This is a genomic window from Streptomyces sp. JW3 (genome assembly GCF_052216785.1).
In the GTDB taxonomy this organism is placed as follows: domain Bacteria; phylum Actinomycetota; class Actinomycetes; order Streptomycetales; family Streptomycetaceae; genus Streptomyces.
The window spans coordinates 34,960-47,853 of the sequence record NZ_JBQOUX010000062.1; the positions used below are offsets into that span (position 1 = coordinate 34,960).

At 74.3% G+C, this 12,894-nt stretch carries 13 protein-coding genes; 2 read left to right on the forward strand and 11 right to left on the reverse strand.

What is annotated here, in order from left to right:
- Positions 1 to 22 precede the first annotated feature (22 nt).
- The 9 genes from ACTT8P_RS23845 to bioB all read right to left on the reverse strand — a co-directional run bounded on the left by ACTT8P_RS23845 (position 23) and on the right by bioB (position 9,649).
- Positions 23 to 805 (reverse strand): SGNH/GDSL hydrolase family protein, encoded by a 783-nt coding sequence (locus ACTT8P_RS23845; protein WP_442833755.1) that lies wholly within the window; start codon positions 803 to 805, stop codon positions 23 to 25.
- Positions 806 to 1,428: 623 nt separating this feature from the next.
- Positions 1,429 to 2,442, reverse strand: a complete 1,014-nt coding sequence (locus ACTT8P_RS23850; RefSeq protein WP_442833756.1) for a hemolysin family protein — start codon at positions 2,440 to 2,442, stop codon at positions 1,429 to 1,431.
- Positions 2,439 to 3,788 (reverse strand): hemolysin family protein, encoded by a 1,350-nt coding sequence (locus ACTT8P_RS23855; protein ID WP_442833757.1) that lies wholly within the window; start codon positions 3,786 to 3,788, stop codon positions 2,439 to 2,441. The genes ACTT8P_RS23850 and ACTT8P_RS23855 overlap by 4 nt, the downstream gene beginning before the upstream one ends.
- Before the next feature lie 180 nt (positions 3,789 to 3,968).
- Complete coding sequence (locus tag ACTT8P_RS23860; RefSeq protein WP_442833758.1) at positions 3,969 to 4,394, reverse strand: GNAT family N-acetyltransferase; 426 nt, start codon at positions 4,392 to 4,394, stop codon at positions 3,969 to 3,971.
- 156 nt (positions 4,395 to 4,550) lie between these two features.
- Positions 4,551 to 5,354 carry an ABC transporter ATP-binding protein gene (locus ACTT8P_RS23865; RefSeq protein WP_442833759.1) on the reverse strand — a complete coding sequence of 268 codons (804 nt, stop codon included), beginning with the start codon at positions 5,352 to 5,354 and terminating at the stop codon, positions 4,551 to 4,553.
- A gap of 287 nt (positions 5,355 to 5,641) precedes the next feature.
- Positions 5,642 to 6,340, reverse strand: a complete 699-nt coding sequence (locus tag ACTT8P_RS23870; protein WP_442833760.1) for a class I SAM-dependent methyltransferase — start codon at positions 6,338 to 6,340, stop codon at positions 5,642 to 5,644.
- 181 nt (positions 6,341 to 6,521) lie between these two features.
- Positions 6,522 to 7,238 (reverse strand): dethiobiotin synthase, encoded by a 717-nt coding sequence (gene bioD, locus ACTT8P_RS23875; protein WP_442833761.1) that lies wholly within the window; start codon positions 7,236 to 7,238, stop codon positions 6,522 to 6,524.
- 28 nt (positions 7,239 to 7,266) lie between these two features.
- The gene (locus ACTT8P_RS23880; protein ID WP_442833762.1) at positions 7,267 to 8,547 is read right to left on the reverse strand and encodes an adenosylmethionine--8-amino-7-oxononanoate transaminase; all 1,281 of its coding nucleotides are present in this window, start codon (positions 8,545 to 8,547) and stop codon (positions 7,267 to 7,269) included.
- On the reverse strand, positions 8,540 to 9,649 hold the full coding sequence (gene bioB / locus ACTT8P_RS23885) for a biotin synthase BioB (protein ID WP_442833763.1): 1,110 nt from the start codon (positions 9,647 to 9,649) through the stop codon (positions 8,540 to 8,542). The genes ACTT8P_RS23880 and bioB overlap by 8 nt, the downstream gene beginning before the upstream one ends.
- Before the next feature lie 162 nt (positions 9,650 to 9,811).
- Between bioB and ACTT8P_RS23890 the strand changes: the two genes are divergently transcribed.
- Entirely contained in the window at positions 9,812 to 10,939 is a 1,128-nt protein-coding gene (locus ACTT8P_RS23890) for an 8-amino-7-oxononanoate synthase (protein WP_442833764.1), read from the forward strand.
- Between the two features lie 42 nt (positions 10,940 to 10,981).
- Here ACTT8P_RS23890 and ACTT8P_RS23895 read toward each other — a convergent pair whose 3' ends face one another.
- Together ACTT8P_RS23895 and ACTT8P_RS23900 are read right to left on the reverse strand one after the other, a co-directional pair.
- Positions 10,982 to 11,212: a DUF397 domain-containing protein gene (locus ACTT8P_RS23895; RefSeq protein ID WP_442833765.1), complete on the reverse strand. Its 231-nt coding sequence runs from the start codon at positions 11,210 to 11,212 to the stop codon at positions 10,982 to 10,984.
- A 9-nt stretch (positions 11,213 to 11,221) separates the two neighbouring features.
- Positions 11,222 to 12,082 carry a helix-turn-helix domain-containing protein gene (locus ACTT8P_RS23900; RefSeq protein ID WP_442833766.1) on the reverse strand — a complete coding sequence of 287 codons (861 nt, stop codon included), beginning with the start codon at positions 12,080 to 12,082 and terminating at the stop codon, positions 11,222 to 11,224.
- Positions 12,083 to 12,296: 214 nt separating this feature from the next.
- Between ACTT8P_RS23900 and ACTT8P_RS23905 the strand changes: the two genes are divergently transcribed.
- The gene (locus ACTT8P_RS23905) at positions 12,297 to 12,761 is read left to right on the forward strand and encodes an ATP-binding protein (RefSeq protein WP_442833767.1); all 465 of its coding nucleotides are present in this window, start codon (positions 12,297 to 12,299) and stop codon (positions 12,759 to 12,761) included.
- The last annotated feature ends 133 nt before the right edge of the window (positions 12,762 to 12,894 follow it).

A 12,894-nucleotide genomic window follows, 5' to 3' on the forward strand; every position in this document is an offset into this window, starting at 1 on the left:
GGATTCCGCGCGGGCTCCGGGGTCAGCCGAGCGGGCCCTGGTACGGCAGCAGATCCGGACGTTTCGCCGGGCGGCCGTCGCCGGAGGAGCGGCCGGTCAGCCGGCGGCCGATCCACGGGAGCAGATGCACCCGGGCGAACCGGAGGTCGGCGGTGCGCCGCGGCAGCCAGCCCGGTGGCGCGGTGGCCGGCATCGGCGCGTGCCACGCGGGGTCCTCGGCCGCGTACCCGAGTGTCTGCCACACCGCCTCGGCGACCCGGCGGTGCCCCTCCGCGGTCAGGTGCAGCCGGTCCACGTCCCACAGCCGCGGGTCGGCCAGCGAGGGCGCCCCGTACAGGTCGGAGACGACGGCGCCGTGCCGGGCGGCCAGGTCGTCGACGACGGCGAAGAGGGCCTCCATGCGCGGCCGGAAGCGTTCCAGGACCGGGCCCTGGCGGCCGGGGCTGCGCATCAGCACCAGTTGCTTGCAGTTCGGGGCCAGCCGCTCCACGGCCTCCGTCAGCAGGGCCCGCACCCGCCCCATGTCGCACTTGGGGCGCAGGGTGTCGTTGAGGCCGCCGACCAGGGTGATCACGTCGGCGCCCATCGCGGCGGCGACCGGCACCTGCTCGTCGACGATCTGGCCGATCAGTTTGCCGCGCACGGCGAGGTTGGCGTAGCGGAAGCCGGGGGTGCGGGCCGCCATCCGGGCGGCCAGGAGATCGGCCCAGCCCCGGTAGGAGCCGTCGGGCAGCAGGTCCGACATGCCCTCGGTGAAGGAGTCGCCGACCGCGACCAGGCTGGTGAAGGTGGGGTTCGTCTGCATGGCGACGAAAATGGTATCCCGGGGCACCCATCGGCATACCCGCCGGTCGGTGCCGGTGCCTGTCGGCGACTTTCCGGGGGCGTCGGTCGCTGTCCGGTGCCTCGCGGGTTGCCGCCCGGTACCCGCCTGCCGTTGCCTGGCACCCGCCGCCTGGCGCTGCTTGGCCACCGCCCGGCCTCCGGCTTCCGGGGCCTTGTCGGGCCGGTACGTGTCCTGACCGGCTTGGCTTCTGCTGCCTGCTGCCTGCTGCCTGCTGCCTGCTGCCTGCGCCTGCGCCTGCTGCCCGCTGCCTGCGCCTGCTGCCCGCCGGTGCTGATGGGGACCGCGCGGCCTCCGGGGCCCTGCCCGGCCGGTCCACCGGTACCCGTCCGGCCGGCGCCTGCCGGTCCCGGTTCCCGGCAGCCGGGATCTGCCCGCCTGGCGCCTGCCCGGCGGAGCCGGCCCGGCCCCTGGCCGATGCCTGGTGGAGTCCGTTCCCCACCCGCCGGTGTCCAAGGCGCCGGCCGTGCTCATGTCCGCTGCTCAATCCCCGGTGCGGGCGAGGGTCCGCCCGGCAGGACCCCGCTCAGGCGGACCCGTGGCCCGTGGCCCGTGCCGCCGGTGTATCGGGGCGACGGCCGGGCTCATGGCCGTCGTCCGAACAGTTCCCGCAGGACGTCCTCCATGGTCACCAGGCCCGCCAGCCGGCCGTCGGCGCCCAGGACGGCCGCCAGGTGGGTGCGGCTCGCTCGCATCGCCGTCAGGACGTCGTCCAGCGGCGTGCTCTCCCGTACCCGGGCGATGGGACGCATGTCACCCGGCCGGAACGGCCGGTCGCGGGGAGCGGCGTCCAAGGCGTCCTTCACATGCAGGTACCCGACGATCCGGCGTCCGTCGTCCACCACCGGGAACCGGGAGAACCCGGACTCGGCCGACAGCCGCTCCACCTGCTCGGGAGTGACGCCCACGCGCGCGTGCACGACCCGTTCCAGGGGCAGGACGACATCGCGCACCGGGCGCCGGCCCAGTTCCAGCGCGTCGTTCAGCCGCTCCTGCGCCCGGTCGTCGATGAGTCCCGCCTCGCCCGCGTCCTTGACGATCTCGGCCAGCTCGGCGTCGGTGAAGGTCGCCGACACCTCGTCGCGCGCCTCAACGCGCAGCAGCTTGAGCAGACCGTTGGCGAACGCGTTGACCGTGAAGATCACCGGACGCAGCGCCCGGGACAGCGCCACCAGCGGCGGGCCGAGCAGCAGCGCGCTGCGCACCGGCTCCGCCAGCGCGATGTTCTTCGGCACCATCTCGCCCAGCAGCATGTGCAGATAGGTCGCCAGCGCCAGCGCCAGCACGAAGGACACCAGGTGCCCGGCCCCGGACGGCACCCCCATCGCGTGGAACACCGGCTCCAGCAGATGCGCGATCGCCGGTTCCGCGACGATGCCGAGGACCAGCGTGCACAGCGTGATGCCGAGCTGGGCCGCCGCCAGCAGCGCCGAGACGTGCTCCAGCCCCCACAGCACCCGCTTCGCCCGCCGGTCGCCCGCCTCGGCATGCGGCTCCACCTGGCTGCGGCGCACCGAGATCAGCGCGAACTCGGCGCCCACGAAGAAGGCGTTGACGACCAGCGTCAGCAGCCCGATCAGCAGTTGTACGGCGGTCACCGCCCGGCCTCCCCTGCTCCGCCGCCGTCGGCCCGCTCGTCGGCCAGCGGCGCGCGCAGCAGGACGGCGGCGGCCCGGCGGCCCGTGGCGTTCACCACGTCCAGGCGCCAGCCCGCCACCGCCACCCGGTCGCCGACCGCCGGGATCCGGCCCAGCTCGGCGGCGACCAGCCCGGCCACCGTCTCGTACGGCCCCTCCGGCACCCTGAGCCCGACCCGCTTCAGCCGGTCCACCCGGGCCGCGCCGTCCGCCCGGAACAGCGCGTGCCCCTGCTCGTCAGTACCGGCCGGAGCCAGCTCGGACGTCTCGTACGGGTCGTGCTCGTCGCGCACCTCGCCGACCACCTCCTCGACGATGTCCTCCAGCGTCGCCACCCCCGCCGTGCCGCCGTACTCGTCGATCACCACGGCCATGGTGCGCCGCCCGGAGAGCCGGTCGAGCAGCCGGTCGACGGTGAGGGTCGCCGGTACCAGGAGCGGGTCGCGCATCAGTTCGGAGACCGGCACCTCGGGGCGCCGCTCGGCGGGTATCGCCAGGACGTCCTTGATGTGCGCGGTGCCCACCACCGCGTCCAGGGTGTCCCGGTAGACGGGGAACCGGGACAGCCCGGTCGCCCGCGTCGCGTTCGCCACGTCCGCGCAGGTCGCGCCGGACTCCAGGGCGATCACCTGGACCCGCGGCGTCATCACGTGCTCCGCGGTGAGGTCGGCGAGGTTCAGGGTCCGCACGAACAGCTCGGCGGTGTCCGCCTCCAGGGCGCCCTCCTTGGCCGAGTGCCGGGCCAGCGCCGCCAGCTCCTGCGGTCCGCGCGCGGACGCCAGCTCCTCGGCGGGCTCCACGCCGAACCGCCGTACGACACGGTTGGCGGTGTTGTTCAGATGGGTGATGAACGGCCGGAACGCCGCGCTGAACCAGCGCTGCGGGGTCGCCACCCGTTTGGCCACGGCGACCGGCGAGGAGATCGCCCAGTTCTTCGGCACCAGCTCGCCGACCACCATCAGGACCACCGTCGACAGCGCCGTACCGATCACCAGCGCGATCGAGGAGGCGGTCGACGGCGAGGCGCCCAGATCCCGCAGCGGGCCCGCGAGCAGCGCGGCCACCGACGGCTCGGCGAGCATGCCGACCACCAGATTGGTGACCGTGATGCCGAGCTGCGCGCCGGACAGCTGGAACGTCAGATTCCGTACCGCCTTCAGGGCGCCCGCCGCGCCGCGCTCCCCGCGGGCCGCGGCCCGCTCCAGCGCGCCGCGTTCCACGGTGGTCAAGGAGAACTCGGCCGCGACGAAGGCGCCACAGGCCAGCGCGAGCAGGACGGCCAGCAACAGGAGGAGCACTTCGGTCATCGGTTCACCTCCGTCCCGTGATCATCAGTCCAATTGTCGTGCGTTCCATGATCGGGGAGGGTGGGGCGGCTCGCGCGCTGTCGGGTGCCGGGGGCCGGTGCGTGGGCGGGTGCTCGGGGTCCGTCATGGTCGCGCGAGTGCCCGCGCAGGGCGATGCGAAGGCACGGAGCCGGGAGCGGCTCAGGAGGCGAGGTGCTTCACCCAGCGCCGCCACTGCTCCTCGGGCCGGTAACCGGCGGCCCGCCAGGCGTGCTGGGCGCGCTCGTTGCGCACCAGCACCATCGCGTCGCCGCGCCGCCCGCCGAGGGCCGTGAACCGCTCCTCGGCGGCGCTGAGCAGCGCCGTGGCGATGCCCCGGCGGCGCCGGTCCGGATGTACCGCGAGCCGGTACAGATGGCACCGCCAGCCGTCGAAGCCCGCGATCAGCGTGCCGACCAGTTCGCCGTCGATCTCGCCCAGGACCAGTGCCTCGGGATCGCGGGCGACCAGTCGCTCGACGCCTGCCCGGTCGTCGCTGATGCTGGTGCCCTCGGCGGCCGCCTTCCAGAAGGCCAGCACGGTGTCCAGGTCCTGGGGCCCGGCGGCCCGTACACGGAGATCGGTCATGGGGCGATCCCATCAGCCCGCCGGCCGCCCGGTCAGGGGTTTCCGGTATGCGGACGGGAGGGCACCCCCCTCCTCGCAGCCCCCGCCGTGAGCGGCGGCACGGCGCGCCGGTCACTCGTGCGCGAGGAAGTTCCGTGACGTCGCCGCCAGCACGGGTCAGTCCTCGCCGACCGGGTTTCGGCCCGGGACGCCGGCGGCGAACAGCCGCATCCGTTCCAGTACGGCCTCCGCCGTGGGCCGCTCCCGCTGGTCCACGATGCGGCCGTCGGCGAGGAAGAGCGCCAGGTCGGCGTGGGCGGCGGCGCCCGGGTCGTGGGTGACCATCACGACGGTCTGCCCGAGACCGTCGACCGCCTCGCGCAGGAAGCCGAGCACCTCCGCGCCGGCCCGCGAGTCGAGGTTGCCGGTCGGCTCGTCCGCGAAGATCAGTTCCGGGCGGGAGACCAGCGCGCGGGCGCAGGCGACGCGTTGCTGCTGGCCGCCGGAGAGCTGGGCGGGCCGGTGCTTCAGCCGGTCCCGCAGGCCCAGGGTGTCGATGACCTGGTCGAGCCACGGCCGGTCGGGGCGGCGCCCCGCGATGCTCATGGGGAGGATGATGTTCTCCAGGGCGTTCAGCGTCGGGATCAGGTTGAACGACTGGAACATGAACCCGATCCGGTCCCGGCGCAGCCGGGTCAGCTCGCGCTCCCGCAGCCCGGTGATCTCCGTGTCGCCGAGCCACACCTGACCGGCCGACACGTTGTCCAGCCCGGCGAGGCAGTGCATCAGGGTGGATTTCCCCGAGCCCGACGGACCCATGACCGCGGTGAACCGGCCGCGCACGATGTCGACGTCGACCGCGTCCAGGGCGAGCACGGTCGTCTCGCCGGAGCCGTACGCCTTGGTCAGGCCCCGGGTCCGGGCCGCGATCCGGTCCGCGGGCGCCAGGCCCGGGGCGTGCTCGGCGGCGGGAGTGGACAAGACGGCCTCCTCGGTGGTCCCGCACGGGTGCGGGCATCGGCGTTCCTTGTCCCGGCCGAGGGTATGGTGACCCGCCCCGCACGCGGTATCCCCCTGTGGTGCCGGGGCGGGGTCCGCCTCAGGTCGGGCCCCGGCTACGGGTGTAAGGGGCAACGTCCTGCCGGTGGCTACGGTGCGGAGGGCGCCGGCCTCGCAGGGGCCGATGTGGGGCAGGCCGACGTGGGGCAGGCCGACGTGGGGCAGGCCAACGTGGGGCAGGCCAACGTCGGGCAGGCCGGCGGAGTGGGTCAGCGCTGAGTGGTCGCGGGACCCGGCCGCCAGGCGGTGCCCAGCACGCAGTACGACGTGGGCAGGCGCGGGCCCTTCGGCGGCATCAGGGTCCGCCGGTAGGGGCCCAGCGTGAAACCGGCCTCGCGCAGCGCGACGAGCGGGTCCCGGGCCACATGGCAGCCGCCGGCCAGCGGCGGCCACACCGTCCGGTCCAGGGCCCGCTGGGTGAGGGTCATCAGCCGGCCGCCGCCGCGCCCGTGCTCGAAGAACCGCACCTCGCCGCCGGGCCGCAGCACCCGCCGCAGCTCGCCGAGGGCCCGCGGCACGTCGCGGACGCTGCACAGCACCAGGGAGACGACGGCCGCGTCGAACGCCTCGCTCTTGACCGGCAGCGCCTCGGCGGTGCCCGGCGCCACGTCGACGGGGGTCTCCGCGCGCAGCGCCGCCTCCACCGCCAACTGCCGCAGCAGACGCTCCGGTTCGATGGCGACGACCTCGGAGACGGTGCGGGGGTAGTGGGTGAAGTTGAGGCCGTTGCCCGCGCCGATCTCGATCACCCGCCCGGAGAGCCCGGCGAGCAGCCGGTCCCGGACGGTCCCCATGCCCATCCGAGTCTCGGCGCTCACGCTCAGCCGGGCGTAGCGGCGCGCGAACCACGGGTGGTGCACGGCGTCCCGGGGCGTGGCCGGGTGACGGGTGGTCCGGAGCGGCGGCATGGGGCCTCCCTCGCCAGGATGCGGTGCGTTACGGCGATTGTCCCCCGTACCGGGGCGGCGCACCCCTGCTGACGGTGGCCTCTCGTCCCGACGTGGCTGCCGAAACCGCCCCTCACCTCAACGGCCACCCCTCCCACCGACCCCCACCCTCCCCTTCAGCCCCCTTCCCCCACCCTCCCCTTCAGCCCCCTTCCCCGCGCCGAAACCCCTCCGCGTCCCACCTCCCGCCCAGGTCGGCCGCCAGCCACCCCGGCGCCGCCGACCGGAAGGCGGCCGGGGTGCGGGTGGCGGCGCCGGCGGGCAGGGCGCCCAGCAGGGGGGCGCCGGTGACGTCCGGCAGGTCCGTGAGGTTGCAGCGGGCGGCGAGGTCCGGACGTTTGGGCCAGCTGCCGATCACCACGCCCAGCGGAGCCGGCCCGCGCGAACGCAGCTCGCGCGCCGTCAGCTCCGTAGCGTTCAGGGTGCCGAGCCCGGCCGGCGCCACGATCAGCACCGGCGCGCCCAGCAGCCCGGCGACGTCCGCCAGCGTGCCGCCCGCCGCGTCGAACCGTACGAGCAGCCCGCCCGCCCCCTCGACCAGCACCAGGTCGTGGGCGGCGGCCAGCTTCTCCGCGGCGTCGGCCACGTCGATCGGCCGCACCGGTGCGAGCCCCGCGCGCCGCGCGGCCGTCGCGGGCGCCAGCGGGTCGGGATAGCGGGCCACTTCGGCGGTGGTGACCGGGCTCGCCAGCCGCGCGACCTCCTCGGCGTCCCCGGGTTCGCCGGGCGCCACGCCCGTCTGCGCGGCCTTCAGCACCGCCACCGACCGGCCGGCCGCCGCGGCCGTCGCGGCGACGGCGGCGGTCACCACCGTCTTGCCGACCTCCGTGCCGGTCCCGGTGATCACGAGCACGGTCATGTCCGGCCTCCCCATGAGTACCTCCACGTCACCCCTCCCGCGCCGCCGCGCACACCGCGCGGCCGATCCGGGCCAGGTCCGCGTCGTCCGTGACGTACGGCGGCATCGTGTAGACCAGGTCGCGGAACGGCCGCAGCCACACGCCCTCGCGCACCGCCGCCCGGGTCGCCGCCGCCATGTCGACGGCGTGGTCGAGCTGCACCACGCCGATCGCGCCGAGGACCCGTACGTCCCGCACCCCCGGCAGCGCCGCGGCCGGTGCCAGCCCGTCCCGCAGCCCGGCCTCGATCCGCTTGACCTCGGCGCGCCAGTCCTGCCCGAGCAGCAGTCCGATCGACGCGCAGGCCACGGCCGCCGCCAGCGGGTTGCCCATGAACGTCGGCCCGTGGGCGAGCACCGGGACCTCGCCGCGCGAGATGCCCGCGGCCACCCGGGGCGTGCACAGCGTCGCCGCCATCGTCAGATAACCGCCGGTCAGCGCCTTGCCCACGCACATCACATCCGGCGTCACCGCCGCGTGCCCGGCCGCGAACATCGCCCCGGTGCGCCCGAAGCCGGTGGCGATCTCGTCGAACACCAGCAGCACGTCGTGCGCGTCGCATGCCTCGCGCAGCACCCGCAGATACCCGGGGGAGTGGAACCGCATCCCGCCCGCCCCCTGCACCACCGGTTCGACGATCACCGCGGCCAGTTCGCCGGCGTGCCGCTCGACCAGCGCCCGCAACCGATCGGCGTAGGTCTCGTCGTACTCCGCCGGCGGGGCGTCCGCGAAGACCTGGCGCGGCAGCAGTCCCGCCCACAGCCCGTGCATGCCGCCCTCGGGATCGCACACCGACATCGGCTGCCAGGTGTCGCCGTGGTAACCGCCGCGCCAGGTCAGCAGCCGCCGCTTCGCCGGCCGGCCGAGCGAACGCCAGTACTGGAGGCACATCTTGACCGCGACCTCCACCGACACCGACCCGGAGTCGGCGAGGAACACGTGCTCCAGCCCGTCCGGCGACAGGTCGACGAGGAGCTTCGCCAGCCGTACGGCGGGTTCGTGGGTGAGCCCGCCGAACATCACGTGGCTCATCCGCCCCAGCTGCGCGCGCGCCGCCTCGTTCAGCACCGGGTGGTTGTAGCCGTGGATCGCCGACCACCAGGAGGACATCCCGTCCACCAACTCGCCGCCGCCGTCGGCCGGCCGCAGCCGTACCCCGTCGGCCGAGGCGACCACCAGCGGGTCGGACCGGCCGGGCATGGGGCCGTACGGATGCCACACGTGCCGCCGGTCCAGCTCCAGCAGTTCCGCCACCGTCAGGTCAGGCATTGGGCGCCAGGTCCGTGCCGGCCCCACGGCGCCGCACCGCGACCAGGTCGGTACGAGCGTCCCGGGCGCCGTCCGCGCGGTGCTCCGGCAGCGTCACCTCGTCGGCGCCCTCCACCTCGAACCCGGCGTCCGCGATCATCTCCAGGTCGGCCCGGCCCGCCTGGCCCTCGCTGGTCAGGTAGTCGCCGAGGAAGACCGAGTTGGCCAGGTGCAGGGCGAGCGGCTGGAGGGTGCGCAGATGGACCTCGCGGCCGCCCGCGATCCGCACCTCCGCGTCCGGGCAGACGAACCGGGTCATCGCCAGGATGCGCAGGCACCGCTGCGGCGTCAGGTGCCACTCGGCGGCCAGCGGCGTGCCCGCCATCGGGATCAGGAAGTTCACCGGCACCGAGTCCGGGTCCAGCTCGCGCAGCGCGAACACCACGTCGACCAGGTCCTCGTCGCTCTCGCCCATCCCCGCGATCAGCCCGGAACAGGCCGACAGACCGGCGGCGTGCGCCTTGCGCACCGTGTCCACCCGGTCGGCGTACGTGTGCGTGGTCGTGATCTCCCCGTACGTCGCCTCGGAGGTGTTGAGGTTGTGGTTGTAGGCGTCCGCGCCCGCCGCCCGCAGCCGCTCCGCCTGACCGTCGGAGAGCAGGCCCAGACAGGCACAGACCTCCACGCCCGCGTGCCGCTCCTTGATGGCCGCGACGGTCTTTGAGACCCGGTCCACGTCCCGGTCGGTCGGACCGCGCCCGCTCGCCACCAGGCACACCCGCTTGGCGCCCCCGGCGACCCCCGCGGCGGCGGCCTCGGACGCCTGGTCCGGCTTGAGCCAGGTGTACTTGAGGATCTCCGCCCGCGAACCGAGCCGCTGCGAGCAGTAGGAGCAGTCCTCCGGGCACAGGCCCGACTTGAGGTTGACGAGGTAGTTGAGCTTCACCCGGCGGCCGAACCAGTGCCGACGCACCTTGCCGGCCGCGGCCACCACGTCGAGCAGCTCGTCGTCCGACGCCGTGAGGACGGCCAGCGCCTCCTCGCGGGTCGGCGGCTCGCGCCGCAGTCCCTTGTCCACCAGCGTGTCCAGCAACGTGTTCAGCGGTGTGCTCTCCAGGTCCATGGCAGGCGATCCTGTCCCATGAACGGCCCTCGGCGAAAGGAGGATCCGCACAACAGGTCCGGTTCGACCTGTGGTGATTGCCACACAGTGCACGGCTTGTCGCGCCGCTAGGGTCTGTTCACTGTCCACAAACCGCCTGTGAACCTGTGAGGTAACCGTCCCATGGCGTTCGGCTGGATCGACCCGCAGCGCGAACTGCGCCGCCGCTCCGGGCTGCTGCGCGCGCTGCGCCCCCGTCCGGCCGGCTCGCCGCTCCTCGACCTGGCGAGCAACGACTACCTCGGCCTGGCCCGGCACCCCGAAGTGACCGAGGCGGCGGCCCGGGCGACGCGGACCTGGGGCGCCGGCGCGACCGGCTCCCGGCTGGTCACCGGGTCGACCGAACTGCACGCGGAACTCGAGGCGGAACTCGCCGCCTTCTGCGGCTTCGAGGCCGCCCTGGTCTTCTCCTCCGGCTACGCGGCCAACCTGGCCGCCGTCACCGCGCTGGCGCCGCACGGCTCGCTGCTGGTCTCCGACGCCGGCAACCACGCCTCCCTGATCGACGGCTGCCGGCTGGCCCGCGGCACCACCCAGGTGGTGCCGCACGCCGACCCGGCGGCGGTGCGCAAGGCGCTGGCGACGCACGACGGGCCCGCGCTCGTCGTCTCCGACGCGGTGTTCTCGGTCGACGGCGACGCCGCCCCGCTGACCGCGCTGGCCGCGGTGGGCCGGGAGCGCGGCGCCGGGCTGCTCGTCGACGACGCGCACGGCCTCGGCGTACTCGGGGCCGGCGGCCGGGGCGCGCCGCACGCCGCCGGAGTCGCGGGCGCGGACGACGTGGTCGCGACGGTCACGCTGTCGAAGTCGCTGGGCAGCCAGGGCGGGGCGGTGCTCGGCCCGGCGCGGGTGATCGGGCATCTGGTCGACACGGCCCGGACGTTCATCTTCGACACCGGACTGGCGCCGGCGGCGACGGGCGCCGCGCTGGCGGCACTGCGGCTGCTGCGCCGCGAGCCGGAACGGGCCGCGCGCTGCCGCGCGGTGGCGACGGGCCTGCACACCCGGCTGACGGCCGCGGGCCTGGCGGCGGTGCGCCCGGACGCCGCGGTGGTCTCGGTGCGCGCGCCGTCCCCGGCGGCGGCCGTGCGGTGGGCGGCCGACTGCCGTACGGCCGGCCTGGCCGTGGGATGCTTCCGTCCTCCTTCCGTGCCCGACGGCATCTCACGGCTCAGGCTGACCGCCCGTGCGGACCTCACCGAGGGTCAGATCGAACGCGCCGTGCGGTGGATCGGCGAGACGCGGCCATGAGTCGGCGTGACACGGCCGTGCGTCGCTCGACGCCGCCCGGGGCTACTGGAGCCGGAACCCTGCGGTGAAGCCGGCCCAGCTCCCGGGGGAGAAGAGCAGCGCCGGTCCGGCCGGATCCTTGGAGTCGCGCACGGCGAGCAACCCGGCCCCGGGGCCGGACGACGGACGGGCCGTCTCCACGCAGTTGTTCGCTCCCGTGCTGTAGCTGCTGCGCAGCCACCGCACGCCGTGCAGTCGGGTACTGGAAGGGACGTGCCGAGGAGGTGCGGACATGGTGCCTCCTTACGCGCCGGCCGCTGTCGCGGCGATGAGATTCAACGAGTCGTCGGGCGAAAGGGCGTGGACTTGCAGGGCGTTGAAAGCCTCGGTGTAGGCCTCCAGGTCTTCTTTCCGTTCCAGATAGAGGCTACTCGTCAAGTGGTCGAGAACAACTACGTCCAGATCAGAAGTGCTCGAAAAAGAGAAGACAACGAAAGGCCCGGTGACCCCGATGTGCGCCCCGGCGGCGAACGGCAATACCTGGAGCCGCACATGGGGCAGCCGCGCCGCGTCGACCAGCCGTTCCAGTTGATGCGCCATCACGTCCCGGTCGCCGACCGTCCGGTGCAGCACCGCCTCGTCCAGGACGGCGCTCAGCCGCAGGGGCGCGGGGGAGCGCAATACGTCCTGCCGGGCCAGCCGCACCTCGACGAGTGCGTCGATGCGCTCCTCCGGCAACCTGTCCATCGCGGCCCGGGTCACCGCGCGGGCGTACTCCGGCGTCTGGAGCAGGCCGGGGACCACGGTGGTCTCCAGGGTGCGCATCGTGCTCGCCTGGGACTCCAGGCTGATGAAGTCGCGGTAGGCCGGGGGCAGTACGCCGCGGTACGGGTGCCACCAGTGCTGCCGGCCGCCGTCGTCCTCGGACCCCGCCAGGGCGAGGATGACCTCGCGCAGCTGGGTGTCGGCCACGCCGTAGACGTCCAGGAGTAACCGCACGTCACCGGGTTTCGCGCCGCTCGTCCCGGTCTCGATCCGGCTCACCTTCGACTGGTGCCAGCCCGCCAGCCGGGCCGCCTCGCCGCTGGTGATCCCCGCGTCCGTGCGCAGCGCGCGCAGTTCGGCGCCCAGTTTCCGGCGGCGCACCACGGGACCGTGCCGCATGGGCCAACTCCTTTACTCCTTATGAGTCGCCCAAAAAGGGTCTGGCGTCGCAGAGTTCACCGCTTCGAGCGACAGATATATGCATATCTTGGGGGATCGCCACCCTTCACCGGTGCGGTGATGGCAATCTGGCGACCAAGCACAGTCCGGGACCGTACTCGAACCGTCCGCTCCGTGTCGGGCCGCGGTCCCATCGGAAAGGGACGACGACGCCATGGCAGACCACCTGGAAGCATCCGTCACTCTGCCGAGCGATCCCGCCTCGGTGTCCGCCGCCCGGACCTACGTCGTCGGCACCCTCGCGGAGTGGGGGCTGGCCGCGGACACGGACGTCTCCGAGACCATTCGGCTCATCGTGTCCGAGCTGGCGACCAACGTCGTGCAGCACACCCTGGGCCAGTCGCCCACCTTTACGGTGGACCTGGCGCTGGACCGTGACGAACACCTGCGCATCGGCGTCACCGACAGCCATCCGCGGTTCCCCAAGCGGCTGCCCGCCGCCGTCCAGCAGGACAACGGCCGCGGCATGGTCATCATCCGCTGGCTCGCCGCGGAGTGCGGCGGGCGGCTGAGGGTCCGCCCCACCCGGGAGGGCGGCAAGACCGTCTCCGTCGAACTGCCCTGGACGACCCGGACCGCGCCGCTCCCGGCGACACCCCGGCCGAAGGGGCGGCGGTGACGCGCCGGCGGTACGGGACGCGGCGAGGCGCGTCCCGAGGTCCCGGGACGCGCCTCGGCGGCGCCGGTCGCTCCGAACCGGCGCCCCGGGCCGCTGCCGCCGCTGCCGGCCGCACGGCGGCCCGGGGCCGTAC

Coding starts and splice junctions, on each gene's coding strand:
- ACTT8P_RS23845 (WP_442833755.1), bottom strand. CDS start 805: ATGCAGACGAACCCCACCTTCACCAGCCTGGTCGCGGTCGGCGACTCC.
- ACTT8P_RS23855 (WP_442833757.1), bottom strand. CDS start 3,788: ATGACCGAAGTGCTCCTCCTGTTGCTGGCCGTCCTGCTCGCGCTGGCC.
- ACTT8P_RS23860 (WP_442833758.1), bottom strand. CDS start 4,394: ATGACCGATCTCCGTGTACGGGCCGCCGGGCCCCAGGACCTGGACACC.
- ACTT8P_RS23870 (WP_442833760.1), bottom strand. CDS start 6,340: ATGCCGCCGCTCCGGACCACCCGTCACCCGGCCACGCCCCGGGACGCC.
- bioD (WP_442833761.1), bottom strand. CDS start 7,238: ATGACCGTGCTCGTGATCACCGGGACCGGCACGGAGGTCGGCAAGACG.
- ACTT8P_RS23880 (WP_442833762.1), bottom strand. CDS start 8,547: ATGCCTGACCTGACGGTGGCGGAACTGCTGGAGCTGGACCGGCGGCAC.
- bioB (WP_442833763.1), bottom strand. CDS start 9,649: ATGGACCTGGAGAGCACACCGCTGAACACGTTGCTGGACACGCTGGTG.
- ACTT8P_RS23890 (WP_442833764.1), top strand. CDS start 9,812: ATGGCGTTCGGCTGGATCGACCCGCAGCGCGAACTGCGCCGCCGCTCC.
- ACTT8P_RS23895 (WP_442833765.1), bottom strand. CDS start 11,212: ATGTCCGCACCTCCTCGGCACGTCCCTTCCAGTACCCGACTGCACGGC.
- ACTT8P_RS23900 (WP_442833766.1), bottom strand. CDS start 12,082: ATGCGGCACGGTCCCGTGGTGCGCCGCCGGAAACTGGGCGCCGAACTG.
- ACTT8P_RS23905 (WP_442833767.1), top strand. CDS start 12,297: ATGGCAGACCACCTGGAAGCATCCGTCACTCTGCCGAGCGATCCCGCC.